Origin of the sequence: Streptomyces sp. NPDC004732 (assembly GCF_040609235.1) — a bacterium.
Lineage (GTDB): Bacteria > Actinomycetota > Actinomycetes > Streptomycetales > Streptomycetaceae > Streptomyces.
The window spans coordinates 278,153-303,313 of the sequence record NZ_JBEXJR010000009.1; the positions used below are offsets into that span (position 1 = coordinate 278,153).

General features: G+C 73.1%; 20 protein-coding genes. 11 read left to right on the top strand and 9 right to left on the bottom strand.

Annotated features, from left to right (window positions below; all coding sequences use genetic code 11):
• Positions 1 to 50 precede the first annotated feature (50 nt).
• Positions 51 to 1,523 (top strand): PH domain-containing protein, encoded by a 1,473-nt coding sequence (locus ABZV77_RS27905; protein ID WP_356262722.1) that lies wholly within the window; start codon positions 51 to 53, stop codon positions 1,521 to 1,523.
• 271 nt (positions 1,524 to 1,794) lie between these two features.
• Here ABZV77_RS27905 and ABZV77_RS27910 read toward each other — a convergent pair whose 3' ends face one another.
• Positions 1,795 to 2,376: a TetR-like C-terminal domain-containing protein gene (locus ABZV77_RS27910; RefSeq protein WP_356262265.1), complete on the bottom strand. Its 582-nt coding sequence runs from the start codon at positions 2,374 to 2,376 to the stop codon at positions 1,795 to 1,797.
• Positions 2,377 to 2,461: 85 nt separating this feature from the next.
• On the opposite strand from ABZV77_RS27910, the gene ABZV77_RS27915 reads away from it, so the two are divergent.
• The gene (locus ABZV77_RS27915) at positions 2,462 to 3,694 is read left to right on the top strand and encodes an FAD-dependent monooxygenase (protein WP_356262268.1); all 1,233 of its coding nucleotides are present in this window, start codon (positions 2,462 to 2,464) and stop codon (positions 3,692 to 3,694) included.
• A gap of 27 nt (positions 3,695 to 3,721) precedes the next feature.
• Here ABZV77_RS27915 and ABZV77_RS27920 read toward each other — a convergent pair whose 3' ends face one another.
• Positions 3,722 to 4,999: an aminotransferase class I/II-fold pyridoxal phosphate-dependent enzyme gene (locus ABZV77_RS27920; RefSeq protein ID WP_356262271.1), complete on the bottom strand. Its 1,278-nt coding sequence runs from the start codon at positions 4,997 to 4,999 to the stop codon at positions 3,722 to 3,724.
• Between the two features lie 113 nt (positions 5,000 to 5,112).
• Positions 5,113 to 6,372: an MFS transporter gene (locus tag ABZV77_RS27925; RefSeq protein WP_356262274.1), complete on the bottom strand. Its 1,260-nt coding sequence runs from the start codon at positions 6,370 to 6,372 to the stop codon at positions 5,113 to 5,115.
• Between the two features lie 102 nt (positions 6,373 to 6,474).
• Between ABZV77_RS27925 and ABZV77_RS27930 the strand changes: the two genes are divergently transcribed.
• Positions 6,475 to 7,419 carry a LysR family transcriptional regulator gene (locus tag ABZV77_RS27930; protein ID WP_356262277.1) on the top strand — a complete coding sequence of 315 codons (945 nt, stop codon included), beginning with the start codon at positions 6,475 to 6,477 and terminating at the stop codon, positions 7,417 to 7,419.
• Here the strand turns inward: ABZV77_RS27930 and ABZV77_RS27935 are convergent.
• Positions 7,394 to 8,551, bottom strand: coding sequence for a PP2C family protein-serine/threonine phosphatase (locus ABZV77_RS27935; RefSeq protein WP_356262279.1), 1,158 nt, complete (start codon positions 8,549 to 8,551; stop codon positions 7,394 to 7,396). The genes ABZV77_RS27930 and ABZV77_RS27935 overlap by 26 nt on opposite strands.
• A 219-nt stretch (positions 8,552 to 8,770) precedes the next feature.
• Here ABZV77_RS27935 and ABZV77_RS27940 point away from each other — a divergent pair, with 219 nt between their 5' ends.
• Complete coding sequence (locus tag ABZV77_RS27940; protein ID WP_356262282.1) at positions 8,771 to 10,861, top strand: NB-ARC domain-containing protein; 2,091 nt, start codon at positions 8,771 to 8,773, stop codon at positions 10,859 to 10,861.
• 10 nt (positions 10,862 to 10,871) lie between these two features.
• On the opposite strand, the gene ABZV77_RS27945 is transcribed toward ABZV77_RS27940, so the two are convergent.
• Positions 10,872 to 11,600: a FadR/GntR family transcriptional regulator gene (locus ABZV77_RS27945; RefSeq protein ID WP_356262724.1), complete on the bottom strand. Its 729-nt coding sequence runs from the start codon at positions 11,598 to 11,600 to the stop codon at positions 10,872 to 10,874.
• 160 nt (positions 11,601 to 11,760) lie between these two features.
• Between ABZV77_RS27945 and ABZV77_RS27950 the strand changes: the two genes are divergently transcribed.
• The 5 genes from ABZV77_RS27950 to ABZV77_RS27970 are packed head-to-tail and all read left to right on the top strand — an operon-like array spanning position 11,761 to position 18,394.
• Positions 11,761 to 13,389, top strand: coding sequence for an ABC transporter substrate-binding protein (locus tag ABZV77_RS27950; RefSeq protein WP_356262285.1), 1,629 nt, complete (start codon positions 11,761 to 11,763; stop codon positions 13,387 to 13,389).
• Positions 13,390 to 13,417: 28 nt separating this feature from the next.
• Entirely contained in the window at positions 13,418 to 14,377 is a 960-nt protein-coding gene (locus tag ABZV77_RS27955; RefSeq protein ID WP_356262288.1) for an ABC transporter permease, read from the top strand.
• Complete coding sequence (locus ABZV77_RS27960) at positions 14,374 to 16,419, top strand: dipeptide/oligopeptide/nickel ABC transporter permease/ATP-binding protein (RefSeq protein WP_356262291.1); 2,046 nt, start codon at positions 14,374 to 14,376, stop codon at positions 16,417 to 16,419. The genes ABZV77_RS27955 and ABZV77_RS27960 overlap by 4 nt, the downstream gene beginning before the upstream one ends.
• Positions 16,416 to 17,462 (top strand): ABC transporter ATP-binding protein, encoded by a 1,047-nt coding sequence (locus tag ABZV77_RS27965; RefSeq protein WP_356262294.1) that lies wholly within the window; start codon positions 16,416 to 16,418, stop codon positions 17,460 to 17,462. The genes ABZV77_RS27960 and ABZV77_RS27965 overlap by 4 nt, the downstream gene beginning before the upstream one ends.
• Positions 17,459 to 18,394, top strand: a complete 936-nt coding sequence (locus ABZV77_RS27970; RefSeq protein WP_356262296.1) for a dihydrodipicolinate synthase family protein — start codon at positions 17,459 to 17,461, stop codon at positions 18,392 to 18,394. The genes ABZV77_RS27965 and ABZV77_RS27970 overlap by 4 nt, the downstream gene beginning before the upstream one ends.
• Positions 18,395 to 18,431: 37 nt before the next feature.
• Here ABZV77_RS27970 and ABZV77_RS27975 read toward each other — a convergent pair whose 3' ends face one another.
• Positions 18,432 to 18,938 (bottom strand): MarR family transcriptional regulator, encoded by a 507-nt coding sequence (locus tag ABZV77_RS27975; protein WP_356262298.1) that lies wholly within the window; start codon positions 18,936 to 18,938, stop codon positions 18,432 to 18,434.
• A gap of 175 nt (positions 18,939 to 19,113) precedes the next feature.
• Between ABZV77_RS27975 and ABZV77_RS27980 the strand changes: the two genes are divergently transcribed.
• Positions 19,114 to 19,707 (top strand): malonic semialdehyde reductase, encoded by a 594-nt coding sequence (locus ABZV77_RS27980; protein WP_356262301.1) that lies wholly within the window; start codon positions 19,114 to 19,116, stop codon positions 19,705 to 19,707.
• A gap of 45 nt (positions 19,708 to 19,752) precedes the next feature.
• Complete coding sequence (locus ABZV77_RS27985; protein WP_356262303.1) at positions 19,753 to 20,991, top strand: MFS transporter; 1,239 nt, start codon at positions 19,753 to 19,755, stop codon at positions 20,989 to 20,991.
• A gap of 4 nt (positions 20,992 to 20,995) precedes the next feature.
• On the opposite strand, the gene ABZV77_RS27990 is transcribed toward ABZV77_RS27985, so the two are convergent.
• From ABZV77_RS27990 to ABZV77_RS28000, 3 genes are all read right to left on the bottom strand, one after another.
• The gene (locus ABZV77_RS27990; RefSeq protein WP_356262306.1) at positions 20,996 to 21,673 is read right to left on the bottom strand and encodes a response regulator transcription factor; all 678 of its coding nucleotides are present in this window, start codon (positions 21,671 to 21,673) and stop codon (positions 20,996 to 20,998) included.
• Complete coding sequence (locus tag ABZV77_RS27995) at positions 21,670 to 22,926, bottom strand: histidine kinase (protein WP_356262309.1); 1,257 nt, start codon at positions 22,924 to 22,926, stop codon at positions 21,670 to 21,672. The genes ABZV77_RS27990 and ABZV77_RS27995 overlap by 4 nt, the downstream gene beginning before the upstream one ends.
• A 71-nt stretch (positions 22,927 to 22,997) precedes the next feature.
• Complete coding sequence (locus ABZV77_RS28000; RefSeq protein ID WP_356262311.1) at positions 22,998 to 25,097, bottom strand: MMPL family transporter; 2,100 nt, start codon at positions 25,095 to 25,097, stop codon at positions 22,998 to 23,000.
• Between the last annotated feature and the right edge of the window lie 64 nt (positions 25,098 to 25,161).

Genomic DNA, 25,161 nt, shown 5'->3' on the forward strand with positions numbered 1-25,161 from the left:
CCCCCGAGGTCGACGCGGATGCCGACTGGCGGCGGCTCGACCGGCGTTCGCTGCTCGTCACCGTCCAGATGACGGGCGGTGTGGTGACCGCCATCGGCCTGCCGATCACCCTCAGCTTCCAGGGCTGGGTGGCCATGGGGCCCGTGATCGCCTGGGCGGTGGGCCTGAGCCTGCTCCTGATCGCGAGCGGCGTCGGCCTCGACGCGCTGCGGCTGCGCCACAGCCGCTACCGCGTCGGCCCCGAGCGGGCCGAGCTGCGCAGCGGCATCCTCTTCGCCAAGCACCGCTCCCTCAGCCGCGAACGCATCCGCTCCGTCGACCTCGTCGCCCACCCGCTGCTGCGCCTCCTCGGTCTGGTGGAGGTCCGGATAGGCACCGGCGAGCAGAGCGGGGGCCAGGAGGCCACCCTCGAACTCCGGCCCGTCCGCAGGGCGGAGGGCGAACGGCTGCGGCGCGAGCTGCTGAGCCGGGCCGCGACGGGCGGCGCGTCGGACGCGCAGGGCACCCTCGCCTCCCTCGACCCGCGCTGGATCCGGTACGCCCCGCTGTCCTTCGTCACCTCCGCGCTCGCCGCCGCGGCGGGCGGCGCGGTGATGCAGGTCAGCGAGTGGTTCGGGGTGCAGGAGGACGTCATCGAGTGGGTGGGTGACGTGTTCCGCGGGATGTCCGTGACGGGCATGGTGCTCGCGCTGATCGCGATCGGTCTTGCCGCCGGGTCGGTGGGGGCGCTCGGTCTTTGGATCGAGATGTGGTGGAACTACCGCCTGGAGCGGGAGCCCGGCGGAACGCTGCGGGTGCGGCGCGGGCTCTTCACGACGCGCTCGATCTCCCTGGAGGAGGCACGGCTGCGCGGTGTCGACCTGGTGGAGCCGCTGGGCCTGCGGCTGTCGGGTGCGGCCCGCGTGGACGCGGTGGCCACGGGCCTGTCCCGGCGCGACGAGGAGGACCAGGCGGGGCCGAGCACGCTGCTGCCCGCCGCGCCGCGACGGCTCGCCGACGAGGTGGCGGCGCAGGTCCTGCGGGAGCCGGTGACGCCCACGGCGACGAAGCTGGCGCCGCATCCGCGGGCGGCGCGGGCCCGCCGGATCCGCTGGGCGGTGTCGGCGGCGCTGGCGCCCGCGCTGGTCCTGGTGCTGCTCGGGGCGCTTCTCGACGTGCGGGTGCTCACGTATCTGGGGGCGGGCACGGCGGTGGTGCTTGTGCCGGTCGCGGTGGCGCTCGCCTGCGACGCGTACCGCAGCCTGGGGCACGCGCTGGACGCCGACTATCTGGTCGTGCGGTCCGGGACCCTGCGCCGCTCCACGGTGGCGCTGCGGCGCGGCGGGGTCATCGGCTGGACCGTCAAGCAGTCCGTGCTGCAGCGCCGGGCGGGCCTGGTGACGCTGAGCGCGACGACGGCCGCGGGCGCGCAGGCGTACGCGGCGTACGACGTGGGGGAAGCAGAGGGTCTTGAGTTCGCGGAGCGAGCGGTGCCGGGACTGCTCGCCCCGTTCCTGGAACGCCGGGATCGCACCGCTCCCTGAGCGAGCCTTCGCCGGACCGCATCGTGGCCGCGGCCCGCTCGCGGCGGGCGGGCGGAGACCTGCCCGCCCTGGCGATGAACGAGATTCCGCGACCCTGCGCCCAGGGACCGGCGTGAACACTGGTCGCCCTGCCCGGCCCGTCCGCCGTACCCGAACCGTCCGCCATGCCTGGCCCATCCGCCATGCCTGGCCCGTCCGCCGCACCCGGCCCGTCCGCCATGCCCGGCCCGTCCGCCGTACCCGGCCCGTCCGTCGGCGGGCGGCCGCACGCTCACTCCGCCGCTTCGCGCTCGCGCGCCGCCCTGACCGCCAGCACGTTGTCGACCAGTCGCGCGGCCTCGGTCGCCGGGTCCATCGGCAGGGCGAGCAGCGCCCGCACATAGGCCGGTGCCAGCACCAGTTCGAAGATGTCCATCCAGGTCAGCACGGTGGCACCGGCGGCGTCCAGGGTGGCCTGGATCTGCTGGATGCGGGGCTCGGCGAAGATCCGCGGATCCTGCCCCTCGCCGCCGGCCCGGAGCAGGGCCCGGAAGAAGGCCAGCTGGCCGGGGTCGGTCAGGTCGCCGAGCAGCTTGGTGATCCAGGCCTGCAGATCGGCCCGCAGGTCGCCGGTGGCGGGCAGCGGCGACCGCGTGCCCAGCTCGTCCACCACCGCGTCGACGATCAGGCCGTCGGCGCTGCGCCAGCGGCGGTAAATGGTGGCGAGGTGGACGCCCGAGCGGGCCGACACCTCCGCGATGTCGACGGTGCCGTCGGCCGATTCGGCCAGCAGCTCGCGGGTGGCCGCGCGCACGGCCTCACGGGTGCGGGCGGTACGGCCGCCGGGGCGGGCTGTCCCTGATGCTTGCGTCACCACTTCACCCTATCGCGAAACTCTTGCATTAGGGCCGTCGGCATGGCTACTCTAAATGCGAAACATTCGCATGAGGGAGGATGTCGTGGCTCACGCACTCGTCGTCGGCGCTGGAATCGCGGGGGACACACTCGCGCTGCTCATGGAGAGGGACGGCTGGAAGGTCACCGTCGCGGAGATCGCACCGGCCCTGCGCAAGGGCGGCCAGACCGTCGACCTGCGCGGCGACAGCCGGGAGGTCCTTGAGCGCGCCGGACTGCTCCAGCAGGCGCTGGACTGCCTGGTGCCGCAGCGCGGCGCGGCCTGGATCGACGCGCGGGAGCGGCGTCTGGCCGAGATGCCGGTGGAGGCGTTCGACGGGCGGGGTTACGTGTCCCATGAGGAGTTGCTGCGCACGGACCTCGCCCGGATCATTCACGAGGCGGCCGGGCCGGGCGTGACGCACCGGTTCGGCGAGACCGTGGAGGCGCTGGAGGACACCGGGGCAGGAGTGCTCGCCCGCTTCCGCAGCGGCACGCAGGAGACGTTCGACCTGGTGGTCGGCGCCGACGGCGCGCACTCACGGGTCCGCGCGCTGCGGTTCGGACCGGAGGAGGACTATCGCAGGCCCCTCGGCCTGGCCCACGCCTGGTTCACGCTCACCGAGCGGCCCGGGACGCCGTCCCTCGACGGCTGGTTCCTGACCCACAACGCACCCGGCCGCCGCGGCGTCGAGGCCCGCCCCGGCCACCCCGGGCAGCAGGAGGTGGGCCTGACCTTCGCCGCCGACACGCTGCCCTCGCGGCACGACCGCGAGGCCCAGCTCGCTCTGCTGGAGCGGACGTTCGCCGGTGTCGGCTGGCGCACCGCCGAGTTCCTGGCCGCGGCCCGGCAGGCCGACGACTTCGCTCTGGACACCTTCGACCAGGTGCACGTGCCGTGCTGGAGCACCGGCCGGATCGTCCTGCTCGGCGACAGCGCCTGGTGCGCGAGCCCGCTCAGCGGACTCGGCACCGCCCTCGCCCTGCGCGGCGCCGCCGAGCTGGCGGCCGCGCTGCGCGCCGCGGGCGCGCCCGGTGACACCTCGCGGACGCCCGCCGCGCTGGCCGCCTTCGAGCGGACCATGCGGCCCAGGACCGCGTCGGCGCAGCAACTGCCGCCCGGCCGGGTCGCGTCCATGGCACCCAAGTCCGCGCTGGGAATCCGGGTCAACGCGCTGGTGATGCGCGCACTCCAGTCGAAGGCCGCGGGCCCGCTCGTCCGCAAGGCCTTCGCCGACTCCGAGCACGGCCGCAGCGGCGCCCCCGTGGGCGAGCCCCGGACGAGCCCGGCCGCCTGAGCGGCCAGGCGGCCCTGTCGGGCGGCCCTAGCGGGCGGCCTGCTGCTCGTAGCCGACGAGGCGGACGCACGTGGTGAGGCCCTTGATGGCCGCCTCCAGCTCCTCCGGGCGCGGGTAGCTGGGTGCCACGCGGATGACGGCGTCGCGGGGGTCGTTGCCGTGCGGGTGGGTCGCCCCGGCCGGGGTCAGCACGATGCCCGCGGCGGCGGCGCGGCGCACGACCTCCTTGGCGCAGCCGTCCGGGACCTCCAGGGTCACGAAGTAGCCGCCCTTGGGGGACGTCCACGTCGCGAGGCCGGTGCCGCCGAGCTCGGACTCCAGGATCCGCGCGACGGTCTCGAACTTGGGCTGCAGCAGGGCGCGCTGGCGCTCCATGTGGGCGCGTACGCCGTCGGCGTCCTTCAGGAACATGACGTGCCGCAGCTGGTTGACCTTGTCGGGGCCGATCGACCGCTTCTGGTTGTTGGCAAGCAGCCACTTGATGTTGGCGGGTGACGAGCCGAAGAAGGCGACGCCCGCGCCCGCGGCGGTGATCTTCGAGGTGGAGCCGAAGACGAACGTGCGGTCTTCGTGCCCGGCGGCGGCGCAGGCTGCCAGCAGGTCCGCGATCTCGGCGGGCTCGTCGGTGAGGTGGTGGGCGGCGTACGCGTTGTCCCAGAAGATCCGGAAGTCAGGGGCGGCGGTGGGCATCGCGGCCAGGCGCGCCACGGTCTCGTCGCTGTAGACGACGCCGTCGGGGTTGCTGTACTTGGGCACGCACCAGATGCCCTTGACCGCGGGGTTCTCCGCGACGAGCCGCTCGACCTCGTCCATGTCGGGGCCTTCGGCCGTCATCGGCACGGGGATCATGTCGATGCCGAACCGCTCGCAGAGGCCGAAGTGCCGGTCGTAGCCGGGCACGGGGCACAGGAACGCGATGCGCTCCTGGTCCGCCCAGCGGGACCCGGCGCCGGGCAGCACACCGAGGAGGGCGTGCACGAGGCAGTCGTGCATCAGCTCCAGGCTGGAGTTGCCGAGCGCGAGCAGCTGGCCCGCGGGCACCTGCAGCAGCTCCGCGAAGATCTCCCGAAGCTCGGGGAGCCCCTGGAGCCCGCCGTAGTTGCGCACGTCGGTGCCGTCGGCCGCGGTGTGCCGACCGCCGGGCAGGCTCAGCAGGTCCTCGGCGAGGTCGAGCTGCTCGGGCGCGGGCTTGCCCCGGGTCAGGTCGAGGGAGAGCCCGCGCCCTGCGAGGGCGTCGTAGTCCTTGCGCGCCTGCTCGAGCAGCCCGTCCAGGGCCGGGGCGTCGGGGCTCAGCTCGGTGGTCATCGTGGTGCCTCTCGCAGGTGCGTCTTCGGTGGGTGGAGCCTGCCGAGGATACAAAGCGGTGCGGGTACGCGGCGCGCGCGACCGCACCGCGAGACCGCGGCTCCGCCACGCTGCTACCCCCGCGGGGGGCTCGGACGCCGTGCGTGGAGGGTGATCAGGAGCACACAGGAGAGGGCCGCGAGGACGGCTGCCGCGCCGAGCAGGGCCGGGGGCGGCACCGCTCCGGACAGCAGCGTCACCACGTACGGCGCGAACATCCCGACGTACGCGGCCGTCCAGAAGTACGCGGTGAGGCGGGCGAGCCGGTGCGGCGGCGCGAGGACGGCGACCTCGGTGAGCCCGTACGTGAGTACGAAGCCGTAGCCCGCGCCCAGGACCACGGCGGCGACGAGGGCCAAGGCGGAATTCCCGCTCCCGGCGGCGAGCGCGGCGACCCCGAAGCCGAGGGTGACGACGAGCAGCCCCACAACGGCGGTCGCCAGCCGATGCCGCTTCGCCACGCGCCGGGCAAGAGGCTGCACGAGCAGCCCGGTGCCGGGCACGAGGGCGGTGGCAACACCGGTGTAGACGAGCCCTCCGTGCACAAGCCCGGGCAACGTCACGAACCCGACGCTGGGGGCGGCGAAGACCCAGGGGGCGACGGGGAGGATCCCACGGCGGAAGCGCGGTCCGGTGCCGGTGGCGGCGTTGATGCCGCTCTTGAGGTCGCTCTTGGCGTCGCTGCTCGGCTCATGGCTCCCGGCCCCCGTCTCCGGCGCCGTCCGCGCAGCCACGCACGCCCCCGCCGCCAGCAGCACGTGCGGTAGGTACGCCGTGACCATCGGCGCCGGTGCCCACCGGGCGATCAGTGCCGCCGCGAGGCCGCCCGAGGCGAAGCCCGCCGAGACGAACAGGCCCGCCCGGCGCGACGCGGTCGACGTCGTCCTGGCCCCGGTCGGCGCGTGCGGTGCCGAGGACAGTTCCTTGATCCACGCGCTGCCCGCCGCCAGCAGCGCCCCCGCGCTCACCCCCGTCACGAACCTCCCCGGCCAGAGCCACTCCGTGGCCCCCGCCCCCAGCATCAGCACGCCCGTGGAGAGCAGGTTCAGCGCGAGGGCCGTCAGCGCGACCGGGCGGCGTCCGACGCGGTCGGCCAGCGGGCCGCCCACCAGGAGGCCGGGGATGAGCCCGACGACGTACAGGGCGAAGAGACCGGTGACGGCGGACTCGGAGAGACCGAGCTCGGAGCGGTAGGCGCCGAGCAGCGCGGAGAACTGGTTGGCGCTCCAGCCGGAGGCCATCATGATCCAGGCGGCCCGCAGCCCGTAGCGGCGGGGAGGGGTGGGAGCGGCCCGCCGCAAGGGGCGGACGGGCGGGGTGGTGGTAATGCTCATGACGCCCAGTTGTAGGCGCTCCGCGCGCCCGCGCGTCGCCCGCGTTCACGATTCGTGAAGACGGCGCGCACGCCGCTGACCTCCGGGTCTACGCTGATACGCATGTCCTCCGCACCGCTCGATCTACGACTTCTGTCGTCGTTCCTCGCGGTGGTGGAGGAGGGACACTTCGGCCGGGCCGCGGCCCGGCTCTTCCTCTCGCCGCCCGCCGTCACCCAGCACGTCCGCCGACTGGAGACGGACCTTGGCGCCCTCCTCGTCGACCGGAGCGCGAGCCCGGTGGTGCCCACCCCCGCGGGCGTGCGCCTGGCCGGTCACGCCCGCGTCCTGCTCGCCGCGTCGAACGCCGCCGTGGACGACATGGCCGAGGCCCTCCGCCTCGGCACGGGCGCGGTGGACCGGCCGCTGCGGGTCGGCATCATGGGCCACGGCTCGGCCGAGCTCACCCCGGCCGCGATCAACGCCTACCGGCGGGCCCGTCCCGACGTCCGGGTGGAGATACGCCAGCTGGACTTCACGGAGCACGTGACGGCGCTGACGGAGGACCGCGTGGACGTGGCCTTCGTACGCCCGGGGCCCGACGACGCGCGAGTGGTGGCCGACGTCCTGACGACGGAGCAGCGCATCGTGGTCGTCCCCGCGGGCTCCCCGCTTGCGGAGGCCAGGGTGAGCGGCGCGACGGTCGCGGACATCGCGGGGCTGCCCTTCGTCCGCGTGCCCGGCCACACCCCGCGCACCTTCACCGACTACCTCTACTTCGGCGAGGAGGCCCAGCGCCGCAGCACGGACTTCGCGGTGACCCCGCAGGAGGTGCTGACCGGGGTGATCACGGGCCGGGCGGCGGGGTCGGGGCTGAAGTCCTTCGCCCGCTACTACGCGTGGCCGGGCGCCGTCTTCGTGCCGGTGCTCGACGCCCCGTGGGAGAGCAGCTATCTCGCGGTGCGCGCGGACGAGGAGAACCCCGAGGTGCGGATCTTCCGCGCGCTCGCGGTGGCGCTGGCGCGGGAGCTGGGTCCCGTCATCAACAGCGAGGGCGTGCGCCCCTGACCGGGCTCGGCACATGGCCCCCGCCCGCCCCGATACCCCGCCCCGCAGGACCGCACGAGCCCGCCTCCCCCAGGACGGACGGCCGCTCGGCGGGCTGGCAGAGCACGAACGCGACGTCGTCGGTCAGCGGCTCCTTCGTGTGCCCGGTCAGCCGTGCGTACAGCGCGTCGAGCGCGTCGGCGGGCAGCGGCTCCCCCAGCGCCTGGGAGACCCCTTCGAGCAGCGGGAAGTCGGTGCCGCTCGCGTCGCGGGCCTCGCTGAGCCCGTCCGTGTAGAACAGCACCCGGTCGCCGGGCTGCAGCCAGGCGCGGTGCACCGTGGGCGCCGGACCGAGCCCCAGCGGCGGCGCGTGTTCCGGCGGTTCGAGCAGCTTGGTCCGCTGGCCCACCCGCAGCGGCGCCGGGTGCCCGCAGTTGGCGATCCGCACCTCGCCGGGCGTGAACTCGGCGAAGAGCGCGGTGACGAAGTCCTCGGGGCCGAGCACCGCGGAGATCCGGGCGTCCACCGTCCGCACCAGGTCGGAGAGGTCAGGAGTGACGTAGACCTGGTCGCGGAAGGCGCCGATGACCTCGGCCGTGATCCGCAGCGTCGCCAGGTCGTGGCCGCACACGTCCCCGATCAGCACCCGGAGGCCGTACGGCGTGTGCGCGACGTCGTACACGTCGCCGCCGACCGTCGCCCCCTGGACGGGGCAGTGGTGCTGCGTGCACACCTCCACCCCGCCGAGGTGGGTGGCGACGGGGCGCAGGATCGCCCCTTCCGCCGCCCGCGCCACCTCGGTGACGCAGGCCAGGGCGGCCGTGTCCGACGCGTGCCGGGCGGCGGCACGGACGGTGAGCGCGCCGCCCGCCGACAGGGCGAGGAAGTCCAGGAAGAAGTGCGGCGAGGCGGCGAAGCCGTGCGCCGCCCAGATCGTCGGCGCGAGCAGCACGGTCCCGCAGGCCACGGCGGCCGTCTGCCGGACACCGAACCGCACACAGGCCGCCAGCGGGGCGAGGAGCAGCGTGGCCGCCGCGGGCGTCCAGAGCCCCGCGAGCGCGCCAGGGGCGGCGAGGGCGGAGCAGACGGCCCAGGGCAGTGCGCGATCGGCACAGGCCCTCCATCGCTCACGCCACCCCTTGAGGATGGCCATGGGCAGGCCTCCTGACTCTCCGTAACCCCGCGCAGTGAACGGCCACTATGGCCGAAAGTCCGGGGCTGCACGACCTGTTGTCCGGAGCAGGCAGGCCGATGACCGGTGATGATCTCCTCGTGCCGACTTTTGCGCGCCCTGCCCAAGGCGTCACTCATGTCGGGTCAATCTCGGGGCAATCGCGGCCCCGCGGCACCGGAGGGGAGCACACTGTGCGACGTGAATCTCCCCTCCGAGACGACCAGTTTCGTCGGCCGTTCGGGCGAACTGCGCGCCGTCCGTTCCCTGTTGGAGTCCGACCGCATCGTGACGCTGACCGGCGTGGGCGGTGTGGGCAAGTCACGGCTCGCGCTGCGCGCCGCCCGGCAGGCGGCGGAACACTTCGCCGACGGGGTGCATCTGGCCCAGCTGTCCCCGCTGCGGGAACCGTCCCTGCTCGCGCAGGTCCTCCTGGAGGAGCTCGGCCTGGCCGACCGGATCGGCGGGTCCGCCGAGGAAGTCGTCACCCAGTGGCTCGCCGACAAAGAGCTGCTGCTGATGCTCGACTCGTGCGAGCACCTCGTCGCGGCGTGCGCCGACATGGTGCGGACCCTGCTCGACGCCGCCCCGGGGCTGCGCGTCCTGGTCACCAGCCGACAGCCCCTCGGCATGCTCGGCGAGCGGTGCTTCGAGGTGGATCCCCTGTCGGTGGCACATCCGCCCGCGGACGCGGACACGGCGGCCCTGTCCGGCGACGCGCTGACGCTCTTCACCGACCGGGCGGCCGCGTCGGCCCCCGGCCTGTCGCTCGACGGGGCACGGCGGACCTCGGCCGCGACCGTCTGCCAACGCCTCGACGGCATCCCGCTCGCCATCGAACTGGCGGCGGCCCGGCTGCCCGGCCTCTCCGTCGAGGAGCTCGCCGAACGGCTGCAGCACCGCTTCGAGGCACTGACCGTCCGGGACGGGAGCCCTGGCACCGCCCCGCCGCGCCACCAGACCCTGCGCACCACCATCGGCTGGAGCCATGAGCTGTGCGAGCCGCTGGAGCGGCTGCTGTGGGCCCGGCTCTCCGTGTTCAGCGGCGGCTTCCAGGCGGACGGCGCCCGGGCCGTGGGCGCGGGCGGCCCGCTCCGGGCCGGTGAGGTCGTGCGGGTCCTGGGCGGCCTGGTGGCCAAGTCCCTCGTACGCTGCCGGGTGGACGACGCGGGCACCGCGCGGTTCAGCATGCTGGACACGGTGCGGGAGTTCGGCGCGCAGTGGCTGCGCGAGCTGGGCGAGGAGCACCGGGCGCGGTGCGCGCACCGGGACTTCTACCGCGACCTGGCGCTGCGGGCCGACGCCGAGTGGCTGGGGCCGCGCCAGGTCGCCTGGGCCGCACGGCTCTCCGCCGACCACGCCAACCTCCGTACGGCGCTGGAGTTCTCTCTGTCGCGCGGTGACGGCCGCGCGGCGCTGGAGACGGGCGGGGCGCTGTGGTTCTTCTGGTTCGCCTGCGGGTTCCCCCGGGAGGGCAGGCACTATCTGGGACGGGCGCTCGACCTGTGTGCCGAGCCGGGCCCCGAGCGCGCCAGGGCCCAGTGGGCCTGCGCTCTCGTGGCCATCGTGCAGAGCGACCTCGACACCGTGCGACGGCTCGCGCACGCGCTGCGCGGAACACTCGGCGGCGCCGATGCCCCGGGCGCCCACGCCGCCGTCTACCTCGAAGTCGCCGCGCTGACCCTGCAAGGAGACCAGGAGGGTGCCATCGCGTTGCTCGACACGGCGCCGGACCTCCCGGACCTGACGGGCCCCTTCCCCGAGGCCTGGCTCCTGCTCAAGGTGACGCGCGCGTTCGTGCACGTCCACCGCGGCGACTTCGCCGACGCGGCCGGCCACGCCGACGAACTGTGCGCCAGGACCGAGCGGCTCGGCGAACGGTGGATGGGCGCCTGGGCCGGGTACACCCGGGCCCTGGCGTCCGCCGGACTCGGCCTTCCCGCCGAGGCCGCGTGCCACGCCCGCAGGGCACTGGAGGGCAAGGCGCTGCTCCACGACAACGTCGGCGCCGTCATGGCCATCGACGTGCTGGCCTCGGCGTCCGCCGCGGCCGACCGGGGCAGGCACGCGGCGCGTCTGCTCGGCATCAGCCAGCGCATGTGGCAGGCCATCGGCCCGTCCCAGCTGGGCATGCCCGAGCTGATCGCCGCCCGCGCCGAGTCCGAGCGCGCGATCAGGACGTCCATCGGCGACACCGCGTACGACGAGGAGTACCGCTCCGGCCTGGAGACCGGCACCGCCGAAGGCCTCGTCTACGCCCTCGCCGCCCCTCCGGGGGACGACGGAGAGTAGCCCCCGTCCGCTACCCCACCCCCCGCATCCCCTGCCCCGCCCGCGCCCCGATCCCCCGGAAGTGGTCGGCCATCGCCCGCTGCGCGCGCCCCGCGTCGTTCGCGCGCAGCGCGGCCACGATCTCCCGGTGCCTGGCCACCGTCAGCTCGGGCGCCGGGTCGCTCGCCCAGCCCCGCACCCCCGCCACCCGGTGAAAGACGTGCCAGAACGCGCCGAGGAGCTGCGGCACCAGTTCGTTGCCGAGCGGGCGGTACAGCGTCTCGTGGAACTCGCGGTCCAGGTCGGGAAAGGCCGTGCCCGCGGCCGCCGCCTCCTCCATCCCGCGCACCAGCAGCTCCAGACGGGACAGCTCGGGCTCGCCGAGCGCCCCGGCGACGCGCCGCATCAGCCCCTCCTCCAGGACCTCGCGCAGCTCCAGGATCTCCACCAGGGCCCGGGTGTCGTCGCGGAGCCTGACGAGCGCCCGGAAGGTCAGGCCGTCGGCCAGCGGGGTGAGCGACGCCTGCCCCACATAGGTCCCGTGGCCGTGTCTGATCTCCACGATGTCCAGGGCCTGGAGGGCCTTGAGCGCCTCCCGCACGGAGTTGCGGCTGACGCCGAGCGCGGCCATCAGCTCGGTCTCCGTGGGCAGCGGCGCGCCCGGCCGCAGCCCTCTTTCCAGGATCAATTCGACGACCTCACGCCGCACTTGACCGCTCACACGCCGCTCTCGGATCGGCTCCTCAGCCATGTGCGCCATCGTAGACACGTCGGACATCCCACGTCCCACCTCCGGCACGACTTCGTCCCGATCGGATCCCTGCGCGCTCCCTTGACCGGGTCCCCCGCCGCTCCTATGGTCGCCACGCCACCCACGACGTAGGACGTGGGACCTCTCAGGGAGGCAAGGGAGACACACCGTGAGTGATCTGATCCCTAGGACCGCGCCGGACCGCCGGTCCTTCCTCAAGTACACGGGTGCGCTGGGCGCGGCCGCGGCCGTCACCTCCACGCTCTCCGCCTGCTCCTCGGGGCCCGAGTCCACCAACGAGACCGGAGACGGCGGCCAGGGCGGCAGCGCGACGCTCACCGCCGTCATCGGCTACGGGAACGACGGGAGCTGGGATCCGACCCAGACCGCGTCGGCCTTCGCGATGGCGGGCAACGAGCACATCTACGAGGGCCTGCTCGGCACGGACCCGATCAGCCGTGAGCCGTACGCGGCGCTCGCCACCGCGATCCCGGCCGACCTGAAGGCGACGACGTGGAAGTTCACGCTGCGCCCGGGTGCCAAGTGGCACGACGGCAAGCCCGTCACCGCGGACGACGTGGTGTTCGTCTTCGAACGGATCCTCGACCCGAAGACCCAGACCCTCGCCAAGGGCTTCTTCGAGGGCTGGCTCAAAGAGGTCAGGAAGACCGACGCGACCTCCGTCGAGCTGATCCTCAAGTTCCCCTTCCCCGACGGCGCCGCCCGCCTCTCCCTCGCCAAGATCATGCCGAAGCACGTCTTCTCGAAGCCGGGCGCCTGGGACGAGGCGACCAAGGGGAAGACGGTGGGCTCGGGACCGTACAAGATGGCCGCGCACCACCCGAAGTCGAACACGACGTTCGAGGCCTTCGACGACTACAACGGCCCGCGCAAGGCCGCGTTCAAGAAGATGAACTGGCTGACCATCGTGGACGCCGCGCCGCGCGTCGCGAAGATCTCCGGCAGCAGCCCCGAGGCGGAGATCTCCGACAACATCCCGTACGCCAACATCGAGCAGCTCAAGAAGGGCGGGATGACCGTCGAGGGCGGCGCCGGGATGAACAACCTCTTCCTGCTCTTCAACACCGCGCACAAGCCGTTCGACGACGTCCGCGTCCGCCAGGCCCTGCACTACGCCATAGACCGCGAGAAGATGATCCAGGCCGCCCTCAAGGGCCACGGCAGGGCCTCGACGTCCTTCCTCAACGAGGCCAACCCCTCCTACCGGCCCGCCAAGACCGTCTACGGCTACGACCTGGCGAAGGCGAAGAAGCTCCTGAAGGCCGCCGGGGTCGACGGGCTGAAGATCAACCTCATGGCCGTGAACGTGAGCTGGATCGTCGACTGTCTGCCGACCATCCAGGACGGCTGGGAGAAGCTCGGCGTCGAGGTCACCCTCGACCCGCAGGAGACCACCGCCGTCTTCACCAAACTGGACCAGAAGAAGGACTTCCAGATCGTTGCGGCCGCCTCCAACCCCAACCAGTTCGGCCTCGACGCCGATCTGATCATGCACTACAACTACGGCCCCGAGAACATCTGGATGGGCTACGCGCGCTGGGCCGACAACGCTGTCGCCAAGAAGCTCTTCAGGGACATGGACCAGGCCACCCGCGAGCCCGAGGCGTCCAAGAAGCGGGCGATGATCCAGGACTACATCGACACCGTGGCCGAACAGGCCGTGCTCTATCCGGTCGTGCACAACGAGCTGATGACCGCCTGGGACCCCGAGAAGATCACCGGCGTCAAGGCCCAGCCGTATCCGGGGATCAATCTTCTGCAGGCCAAGTGGGTATGACAGAGCACCAGTTCAGGAGTCGTACGCCGTGACAGCCGTCCTCAGAATCCTGGCCCGCCGTGTCGTCCTGCTCGTCCCGCTGCTGCTCGGGATCGTGCTCTTCGTGTTCCTCGTGATGCGCTTCTCGGACGTCGACCCGGCGTCCGCGTTCTTCCAGGGCGCCAATCCGACCCCCGAGCAGCTCCACAGGTTCCGGGAGGAGAACGGCCTCCTGGACCCGCTGCCCGTGCGCTACGCCGCCTTCGTGGGCGACCTGCTCCAGGGCGACATGGGCATCAGCGTCCTCAACCGTTCCTCCGTCGTCGACCAGATCGCCACCGCGCTGCCGCTCACCATGCAGCTCACCTTCCTGGGCCTCGGCATCGCCGTGGTGCTCTCCCTCACCCTCGGCATCACCGCGGCGATCTACCGCGACCGCCTTCCGGACCAGCTGATCCGCGTGGTCTCCCTGACCGGCGTCGCGGCCCCCGGCTTCTGGCTGGCGCTGCTGATGATCCAGTACCTGGCCGTGGACCTCGGCTGGTTCCCGACCGGCGGCTACATCAACCCCGCCGACTCCTTCACCGGCTGGCTCAAGACGATGACGCTGCCCGCCCTCGCGCTCTCGCTGCCCGTGGCGGCGGGCCTCACCCGCATCATCAGGACCGCCGTGGTCGAGGAGCTCGACAAGGACTACGTCCGCACGGCCGTCGGCAACGGTCTGCCGCCGGTCGTCGTCGTGGGCCGCAACGTCCTGCGCAACGCCCTCATCAACCCGCTCACCGTCCTCGGTCTGCGCGTCGGCTATCTGCTCGGCGGCGCCGTCGTCATCGAGACGATCTTCTCGCTGCCCGGCATGGGAAAGCTGATGATCGACGCCGTGAAGAACGGCGACCCGGCCGTCGTGCAGGGCGTCGTCATCACCACCGCCGTCGGCTTCGTGGTCGTGAACCTCGTCATCGACATCCTCTACCTGCTGGTCAACCCACGCCTGAGGGAGACGAGTTGACCCACGTCCCGCGCCGCTCGCGCACCGCACTGGCCGAACGCCTGTCCGTCCCCGGCATCCGGCTCCGCTCCCTGCGCAAGCTCCCCGTCCTGTCCCGCGTCGCGGTCGGCGTCGTCGCCCTCGTCGTCCTGGTGGCACTCTTCGCGCCGCTGCTCGCCCCGCACGACCCGCTCGACCAGCAGCCGCAGGTGGGCGGCACCGGCGCCCCCTCCGCCGACCACTGGATGGGCCAGGACAGCCTGGGCCGCGACATCCTCAGCAGGCTGATGTACGGGGCGCGCTGGTCGCTGGCCATCGGGCTCGGCGCCACGCTGCTCGCCCTCGTCGCGGGCGCCGTCATCGGCGCGGTCGCCGCGACCTCCCGCAAGGCCGTCGACGAGACGCTGATGCGCTGCCTGGACGTCGTCATGGCGTTCCCCGGGATCGCGCTCGCCGCCGTGCTCGTCGCGGTCTTCGGCGGCGGCATCACCGTCCTGATCTGCGCCATCGCCTTCCTGTTCACACCGCCCGTGGCGCGTGTCGTACGGGCCAACGTCCTGGACCAGTACGGCGAGGACTACGTCGTCGCCGAACGCATCGTCGGCGCCCGCACCCCGCACATCCTGATCCGCCACGTCGCCGTCAACTGCGCGGCGCCCATCCTGGTCTTCTGCACGGTGCAGGTCGCCGAGGCCATCGTCTTCGAGGCCTCGCTCTCCTTCATCGGCGCGGGCGTGCGGCCGCCCGACCCGTCCTGGGGCAGCGTCATCGCCGACGGCAAGAACATGGTCCTGATCGGCGGCTGGTGGGCGACGGTCTTCCCCGGACTCCTGATGCTGATCACCGTCCTTGCCCTGAACGTCCTCTCCGAGGGCGTGTCCGACGCGTGGGCGGCGCCTTCGGGGCGGGACGTCACGGGCGCGGCCCGCACCCAGGACCGCCTGGAGGCCCCCGAGCCCGGCAGCGGCCACGTCCTCGAACTGCCCGGCCTGCCCCAGGCGGCCCACCGCCTCCGCTCCCGCGCCCGCCCCCTCCCCACGGGCGATCCTGTCCTGGACGTCACCGGCCTGACCATCTCCTTCCCGCAGCGCCACGGGGGCGTGGACATCGTCGACGGAATCAGCTTCGACGTGCGGCCCGGCGAAGTCCTCGGCCTGGTCGGCGAGTCGGGCTGCGGAAAGTCGCTGACCGCGCTCACCGTGATGGGCCTGGAGCCCAAGGGCGCCCGGGTCGGCGGCCGTGTCACCTTCGCCGGGCAGGAGCTGACCGGCCTGCCGATGCGCGCCCGGCGCAGGCTGCTCGGCCACGACATGGCGATGATCTACCAGGACGCCCTGTCGTCGCTGAACCCCGCGATGACGGTCCGCGCGCAGCTCAAACAGGTCGTACGCCGAGGCGGCCGCCGCACGGCCGCCGAACTCCTCGAACAGGTCGGCCTCGACCCCGAACGCACCCTGCGCAGCTATCCGCACGAACTCTCCGGCGGCCAGCGCCAGCGCGTCCTGATCGCCATGGCCCTCTCCCGCGACCCCCGGCTGATCGTCGCCGACGAGCCGACGACCGCACTGGACGTCACCGTGCAGGCGCAGATCATCCAGCTCCTGCTGCGGCTGCGCGAGGAGCGGGGCTTCGCGCTGATCCTCGTCTCGCACGACCTCGCGCTCGTCGCCGACGTCACCGACCGGGTGGTGGTGATGTACGGCGGACAGATCGTCGAGACGGGCGTGACGGCGGACCTGGTGGAGTCCCCCGCACACCACTACACCCGCGGACTGCTCGGCTCGGTCCTCTCGCTGGAGTCGGCGGCGCAGCGCCTCACGCAGATCAAGGGCGTGGTGCCCTCCCCCGCGGACTTCCCGGCGGGCTGCAGATTCGCGGACCGCTGCCCGCTGGCGAGCGAGGTGTGCCGCGATACGACACCAGAGCTCGCAGGCACACCCGCACACGCCACGGCCTGCCACCACCCGGCGGAACCGACGACCGCCCTGGGGGCGCCCCCGGGGGGCGCTTCAGGGGCGCGGGGAACTGCGCGACAAGCCACGACGGAGCGAGAGCCGAAATGACACCCCCCAAGCCCCCCATCGTGGAACTGGACAACGTGCACGTAGTGCACAGGGCCCGCTCGGGAGGCCTCTTCTCCCGGGACAGCGTGTACGCCCTGACCGAGGCGAACATGGCCCTCGCCCCCGGCGAGACCGTAGGCGTCGTCGGCGAATCCGGCTGCGGCAAGTCGACCCTGGCCAAGGTCCTCGTCGGCGCGCAGCGGCCCACCGCGGGAACCGTGTCGTTCCGCGGCCGGGACCTGTGGACGATGCCGCCCGCCGAACGGCGGACCTCCATCGGCACCCGCACCGGAATGATCTTCCAGGACCCCTCGACGGCCCTGAACCGCCGCCTCCCGGTGAGCCGGATCCTCCGGGACCCCCTCGACGTACACAAACGCGGCACTCCGAAGGAACGGGACGAGCGGGTACGGGAGTTGATGGCGCTGGTCGGCCTGCCCGGGAGCCTCGCCGACGGGTTGCCGGGACAGCTGTCCGGCGGTCAGCGGCAGCGCGTCGCCATCGCCCGCGCCCTCGCGCTCGAACCCGACCTGGTGGTCGCCGACGAGCCGACGAGCGCCCTCGACGTGTCCGTCCGCGCCCAGATCCTCAATCTGCTCCTCGATCTGAAGGAGCGCCTGGGTCTCGCGCTCGTGTTCGTCTCCCACGACATCCAGACCGTACGCAGGATGAGCGACCGCGTCGTCACGATGTACCTGGGCCGGATCGTCGAGGAGTCACCGGCCGGGGAGATCCTGGACCGCGCCCGGCACCCGTACACCCGCGCCCTGTTCTCCGCCACGCCGGGTCTGCTCGACCCCATCGACCCGATCCCGCTCGTCGGTCCCGTGCCGTCGGCGACCCGCCCGCCGAGCGGCTGCCCGTTCCGCACCCGCTGCTGGAAGGCGGACGAGGTGTGCGCCACCGCCATGCCGGACATCCGGTCCGCAGGCGCGGAACACCGGTTCCGGTGTTTCCACCCCGTCGAGGAGGGACAGTCCACGCACGACCTCGTCACCCGGGCCGCCGCCACGGCCACCGCCACCCCCAGGGAGCACCCATGACCATTCCCACTCCGTTGACCGGTGTCGTCCCGCCCGTCTGCACCCCGCTGACACCGGACCGCGAGGTGGACATCTCCTCCCTCACCAGGCTCGTCGACCATCTGGTCACGGGCGGCGTCGACGCGCTGTTCCTGCTCGGCTCGACCTCCGAGGTCGCGTATCTGACGGACCGGCAGCGCGCGCTCGTCGTCGACACCGTCGTCCGGCACGTGGGCGGGCAACTGCCCGTGCTCGCGGGCGCCATCGACATGACGACGCCCCGCGTGCTCGACCGCGCGCGGGCCGTCGTCGAGGCGGGCGCGGACGCGGTCGTGGTCACCGCGCCCTTCTACACCCGGACCCACCCGGCCGAGATCGCCCGCCACTTCCGGCTGGTCGCGCGGGGCTGCGCGGTGCCCGTCGTCGCGTACGACATTCCGATGGCCGTGCACTCGAAGCTGCCCGCGGAGCTGGTTCTGGAGCTGGCCGGAGACGGTGTGCTCGCGGGCCTGAAGGACTCCAGCGGCGACGAGGGCGCCTTCCGGCGCGTCGTCCTCGGCAAGCGGGCGGCGCCGGGGCTCGCGGGGTTCGGTGTCCTCACGGGGTCCGAGGTGACGGTCGACTCGGCGCTCGCGATGGGCGCGGACGGCGTCGTGCCGGGCCTCGGGAACGTCGACCCCGAGGGGTACGTGCGCCTCCACCGCGCCTGCCGGGACGGTGACTGGGCGCGGGCGCGGGCCGAACAGGAGCGGCTGTGCGGGCTGTTCGGGATGGTGGCGGTGGGCGATACGGGGCGGATGGGCGGCAGTTCCGCGGCGCTCGGCGCGTTCAAGGCGGCGCTGCACCTGCGCGGGGTGATCGACTGCCCGGCGACGGCGGAGCCGCAGATCCCGCTGTCGGCGGCGGAGACCGAGCGGGTGGGCAAGCACCTGGCGACGGCCGGGCTGCTGTAGAGCCCTGCCGGGGGTTGCTTGAAAGCCCTGCCGGGGCCTACTTGATGGACGTGTCCCCGAGCGCTTCCATCACCTGACGGAGCCCGTCGGCGGCCTTCTCGACCAGCTCGCGGTCCACGTCGGCGAGCAGCCGCGCGTAGTTCTCCAAGTGGTCGGCGAAGGCGGCCCGGGTGACCTCGTGCCCGCGCTCGGTGAGGTGGATCTTGACGGTGCGCCGGTCCGCTCCGTCGCGCACCCGTACGACCAGGCCCTTGGCCTCCATCTTGTCGATGCGGTTGGTGATCGTGCCGGAGGACACCATGGAGGCCTTGAGGAAGGTGCCTGCGGTGAGGGCGTAGGGCGGCCCGGAGCGCTGCAGCGTGGTGAGGACGTCGAACTCGCCGACGTCCAGGCCGTGCTGGGCGGCCGTGGCCTTGACCGTCCTGTCGACCAGCACGCCCATGCGCTGGATGCGCCCGAAGAGCTCGACCGGCCAGAGGCCGTCCACCAGGTCGGGGCGCTCGGTGCCCCACTGGCCGATGACCGCGTCCACGGCATCGCTCATCGCCGTCACTCCTCTCGGTACGGACTCTCTCAGCGGGGACCCTATCAGCGGTGATCCTCTTAGTTTCGAGTCTCTCAATCTTAGATCTCTTAGATTCGAGATACTTGACCCTGGGAGAGTCGACTGCTTTTATCTCAGTGTTGAGATTGTCGAGACTGAACGACAGGAGCTCCCCATGTCCGAGCTGGCCCTGCACCCCGCCGCCCAGGACCTCCTCTTCCGCGAGGCGCGCACCGCCAACACCTTCACCGCCGAGCCCGTCACCGAGGCACGGCTCCAGGCGGTCTACGACCTGGTCAAGTACGCACCCACCGCCTACAACCAGTCGCCGCTGCGCGTGGTCCTGGTCCGCTCGGCCGACGGCCGCGAGCGGCTCGGGGAGCTCATGGACGGGGGAAACCGGGCGAAGACCCTGGCGGCCCCGCTCGTCGCGATCCTCGCCGCCGACAACGAGTTCCACGAGGAACTCCCGGCGCTGCTCCCGCACTTCCCGCAGGCCAAGGACCTCTTCTTCGCCGAGCGTCCGGTCCGCGAGGAGTCGGCGCACCTCAACGCGACGCTCCAGGCGGCCTACTTCATCCTCGGCGTGCGCGCGGCGGGGCTCGCCGCCGGGCCGATGACGGGGTTCGACTTCCCGGGCGTGCAGAAGGAGTTCCTCGACGACGACCACACCCCGCTGATGGTCGTGAACATCGGCCGCCCGGGCCCGGACGCCTGGTTCCCGCGCTCACCGCGGCTCTCGTACGACCAGGTCGTCACCACCGTCTGAGCCACCACCGCCCGCCCCGCCCTGCCACCTCCCGGAGCCGCCGCCATGTCCCCGACCGCCCTCCAAGCACACCCCGCCACCCCGCCGAAGGCCCGGCCCACGACCGTCACCCCGAGCCGCCAAGTCCACGCCATCTGGCTGGCGTTGCTCGCCGCGCCGGTCGCCGCGGGCGGCAACAGCCCCGTCCTGATCCTGCCCGACATGGCGCACTCGCTCGGCGTCCGCACGGCCGACGCGACCTGGCTCGTCACCGTCTTCGCCTGGGCGATGGCCGTCGGCACCCCGCTGATGGCGGGCCTGCTGCGGCGCCGGGGCCTCGGCGCCGCACTCAAGCTGAGTGCCGCCCTGATCGTGACCGGCACCGCGGTGCTCGCCGTCGCGCCCTGGCTGCCGCTGGCCATGGCGGGCCGGGCGGCGCAGGCCGCGGGCGGTGCGGGCCTGATCACCGCGGCCATGAGCCTGGCGGGTTCGGTCCGCCGGATGGGCGTGATCACCGCGGGCTTCGGCACGCTCGGGGCGGTCGGGCCGCTGCTCGGCTCGACGCTGGCGAGCACCGCGTCCTGGCGGGTGTCCCTGGCCGTCGGCGCGGTCGCCCTCCTCGCCGTGCCCGCGGTCGTGCGCCGCGCCGACCTGTCGGCACCGCACCACCCCACGCCCTTCGACGGCCGGGGCGCCGCCCTGCTCGTCCTGACGGCGACCGCGCTGGTGCTCGTCCCCCGGTGGCCGCTGCCCGCCATCGCCGCCGCGGTGGTGTCGGCCGTGCTCCTGGCCCTGCACATCAGGTCCCGCCCCACCGGCTTCGTGCCCGCCGCGCTCCTGCGCTCCCGCGCGTTCGTCCTCTCCGCCGCGCTCGCCTGCACCCTCGCGACCTCGTACTTCGCGCTGCTCTTCACCGTCCCGCAGCTGCTGCGCGACCGCACCGACTGGTCGTCCGCCACGATCGGCACCGGTCAGCTCGTCGCCCTCCTCGCGGGGTCGGCGCTCTCCATGGCGCTGGCCGCCGCCGCGGCCCGGATGACCCGCCCCCGTGTCCTGACGATCCTGCTCGCCTTCGGCGCGGCCGCTCCGCTCACCGCCGCGCTCACCCCCTGGGCGCCGCTGCTCCTGCTCGTCGCGGCCCTGGCCGTCTTCACCACCAGCGCGGGCCAGGCGACGCTCGCGGTGTACGCGACCGCGGCCACGCCCGCCGCGCAACGCCCCACCGCCATCGGCCTGTTCAGCCTCTGCTACCAGCTGGGCGGCGCCTTCGGCCCGGCCGTCGCCGCCGCGATAGCCCTGAGCTAGGGCCTTAGACCACGGATCCCGGCGCGACCAGCCCCGACTCGTAGGCAATGATGACCAGTTGGGCCCTGTCGCGGGAGGCCAGCTTCCCCATGATCCGGCTGACGTGCGTCTTCGCGGTCAGCGGACTGAGGCCCAGCGTGTCGGCGATCTCCTGGTTGTTCAGGCCGCGCGCGACGAGCCGCAGGACCTGCCGCTCCCGCTCCGAGAGCCCTTCGGGCCCACCGGTGACGGGCAGCCCGGCGTCCGGCGCCCGCAGCACCCGCGCGATCAGCCGGGCGGTGGGACCGGGCGAGAGGAGCGAGTCGCCCGCCGCCACCGTGCGGATGGCGTCCAGGAGTTCGGCGGGCCTGGTGTCCTTGACCAGGAATCCTGACGCGCCCGCGCGCAGCGCGTCGACGACGTGCTCGTCCGTGTCGTACGTGGTCAGCATCAGGACCTTCACCCCCGCCAGGTCCTCGTCGGCCGCGAGCAGCCGCGTCGCCTCGATGCCGTCGAGATCGGGCATGCGGATGTCCATGACGACGAGGTCGGCGCGTTCGGAGCGGGCCAGGTCGACCGCCGCGCGCCCCGTGCCCGCCTGCCCCACGACCTCCATGTCGGGCGCCGAGTCGACGAGCATCGCGAACGCGGCACGAACCAGCGTCTGGTCGTCGGCGAGCAGCACACGGATGGGCACCGTCATGACAGACCTCCCAGGGACACGGGCGCGAGCGGCAGCACGGCCGACACCATGAAACCCCCTTCGGGCCGCGGCCCCGCGTCCAGGGTGCCGCCGACCGTACGGGCCCGCTCCCGCATCCCGAGGAGCCCGAACCCCGCCGCGTGGTCCCGCTCCCGGCCCCGGCCGCCGGTGCCGTCGTCCGCGACCCGCACGCACAGCGCCGCGTCCTGCGTGCGCACCGACACCCGCACGGTGCTGCCGGGCCCTGCGTGCCGTACGACGTTGGTGAGCGCCTCCTGCACGATGCGGTAGGCGGCGGCGCCCACGGCGGCCGGTGCCCGGCAGTCCGCCACCGCGAGTTCGACGCGGGCGCCCGCGGTGCGGGCCGCGTCGGCGAGGTCGGGCAGGCCGTCGAGGCCGGGCAGCGGCCCGCGCGCCTCGTCGGACCCGTCGTCGGCTCCGGACCTCAACACCTGCAACGTGGCGCGGAGTTCGCCCCGGGCCGAGCGGCAGGTGTCGGCGACGTCGTCGAGCGCCTTGGCCACGGCGGTGCGGTCCAGGCGGTCCGGGGAGGCGGCCAGGACGTGCGCGGCGACGGACGTCTGGACGCCGACGAGCGTGATGCTGTGCGCGAGCAGGTCGTGCAGGTCGCGGGCGACCCGCAGCCGTTCCTCGGCGACCCTGCGGCGGGCCTCCTCCTCGCGCGTGCGCTCCGCGCGCTCGGCCCGCTCCACCACGGAGGCGACGTACTGCCGGTGGATGCGCACGTACACGCCGAGCAGCAGGAAGGCGACGATCCAGCCGGAGATCCGCAGCGACTGCGCTCCCTCGGCCATGCCTTCGTGGAACTTCACGCCCAGCATGATGCCCATGACGCCGACACCGATGAGGGCCGTGTTGCGGGGCCTGGTGCGGGAGGCCACGGTGAACAGCGCGGCCATCGACACCGCCATGGGCGCGGTGTGGTTGTTGTCCAGGGAGTGGTAGGCCAGCAGGATGACCATCAGGGCGGCCATGACGCGTATCGGGGCGCGCCGCCGCCACACGATGGCGACGTGGGCGACGAGCAGCAGCGCCCAGCCCGGCACGTCCGGCGCATGGCCGTTGTCCCGCACGACCTGCACGATCACGACGGCGCTGACGGCCATGGCCAGGGCGAACAGGGCGTCCGTGCGCAGCCGTTGGCCGGGCGCGGCCGGGCCGAGGACGCGCTCGATGAGGTTGCGTCGGACGGAGCCGCGCTCCGCGCCCCGGCCGGTCTCGGGAAATTCCACCGCTCCATCTTCCGGCACGCGGGTGCCCCTCCGGGAGAGGAGGGGCACCCTGGGCATCCTGGAGGTCCGGCTCAAGGCGAGGAGACCCGGACGGGCTCTGCCTCAGGGGCCGTTGGCGTGGTCGGCGCGGCGGGCCGGGACAGCGGACCCGGCCACCACACCTTCCTGCCGAGCGCCACGCTCGCGCTCGTCACCAGATATGTGCGGACCAGGAACGTGTCGAGCAGCACGCCGACGGCGATGACGAAGCCCAGCTCGACGAGTTGGACGAGCGGCATGTTGGTCAGCACGGCGAACGTGGCGGCGAGGACGAGTCCCGCGGAGGCGATGACGCCGCCGGTGGTGCGCAGGGCGGTGAGCGCGGCCGCTCCCGGTTCGGCGCCGTTGAGGCACTCCTCCCGCATCCGGTGCATCAGGAAGATCCCGTAGTCCACGCCGAGTGCGACGAGGAAGACGAACGAGAGGAGCCCGAGGCCCGGGTCGGTGCCCTCGAACCCGAAGAGCGGTTCGAAGACGAGCCCCGCGATGCCGAGCGAGGCGCCCCACACCGCGACGACCGCGGCGAGCAGCAGCAGCGGCGCGACGACGCTGCGCAGCAGGGCGACGAGGACCAGCAGGACGGCGCCGAGGACGAGGGGCACGACGATGTTCCGGTCGCGGTTGTTGGTGTCCTGGAGGTCCAGTTGCTGTGCGCTCGCGCCGCCCACGTACGAGTCGTCGAGCCCGTCGCGCAGCGCCTTGATGGTCGCGGTCTCGCCCGCGGACTCGGGCGCGGAGGTCGCGGTCACGGAGATCTCGGTCCAGCCTCCGGCGGTACGTCCCCGCTCCGCACGGCCGACGCCGTCGGTGTCCCGTATCCGCGCCAGCGAGTCGTCGGCCCGGCCGTCCGGCGTCATCACCGTGATCGGCTGGGTGCCCTGCTCGGGATAGGCGGTGGCGAGGGTCTCCATGGCCGACACCGACTCGGGCGTCTTGGTGAAGGAGTCCTCCTGCTTGAGCGCGCCCGGCAGGTTCAGCGCGCCGATGGCCAGCGCACCGAGCAGGACGGCTCCGCTCGCGAGCACGGTGAGCGGCCTGCGTCCCGCGGAGCTACCCATCGCGGCGAAGAGGCTGCGGCGCTGCTTGGGCACGCTCCCGAAGGCGGGCACGAGCGGCCAGAACACCCGCCTGCCGAGCAGTACGAGCACGGCGGGCAGCAGCGACAGCATGGTCACCAGCGCGCACAGCACGCCGACGGTGCCGAGCGGGCCCATGCCCCGGCTGCTGTTGAGGTCGGCGGCGAGCAGACAGAGCAGTCCGGCGGCGACGGTCCCGGAGGAGGCGAGCACGGCGGGCCCGCAGCCGCGCAGGGCGGCGACCATGGCGTCGTAGGGCCGCTCGACCCTGCGCAGCTCCTCCCGGTAGCGGGAGACGAGGAGCAGCGCGTAGTCGGTCCCCGCGCCGAACACGAGGATGGTCATGATGCCCGAGCTCTGCCCGGTGACGGACGTCCCGAAGGCCTGGTTCAGCCCGTACGCGACCCCCATCGCGAGATAGTCGGCGACACCCGCGACGGCGAGCGGCACGAGCCACAGGAACGGACTGCGGTAAATAAGGATGAGCAGGAGCGCGACAACGCCCGCGGTGGTGTAGAGCAGCGGCCCGCCGAGCGAGTTGTAGACCTCACTCGCATCGGTGTCGAGGGCCCCCGCCCCGCCGACATCGACGCTCAGCCCGCCCTCACCGCGCGCGATGTCCCGCACATCATTGACCAGCGCGTCCCGCTTGTCCTCGTCCTGCCCGGGCTCGGTGCTTGCCACGGGGTACATGAGGGTGGTGCCGTCCTTGGAGGGCACGGCCGCGGGCTTCCCGACGAGCTTGTGGGCGCCCGCTATCTCGCCGACCTGATCCGCCGCGGCCTTGCGGTCGGCGGCGGTCAGCCCCCCGTCCCGGTGGTAGACGAGCACGAGCTCGGTGGCCTCGCCGCCGGGCAACTGCTCCTGGATCTTCGCGACTTCGGTCGACCCGGCACTCGCCGGCAGGTAGTCGACGGCTCGGTCCTTCTGCACATCGGCAAGCTTCGCCGCGAACGGCGAGGCCACCGCGAGCACGACGATCCACAGCCCCAGAAGCACCCAGGGCACGGCACGCCGCCGCCGCACCGGTGCGTCCTTGGTCTGTTCGGCCCCCATGACGGGCCCCCTTCGGCAGAGGTGACAGGTTCACGCCCCACCTTTCCGCTGCCGGGCGCCCGAT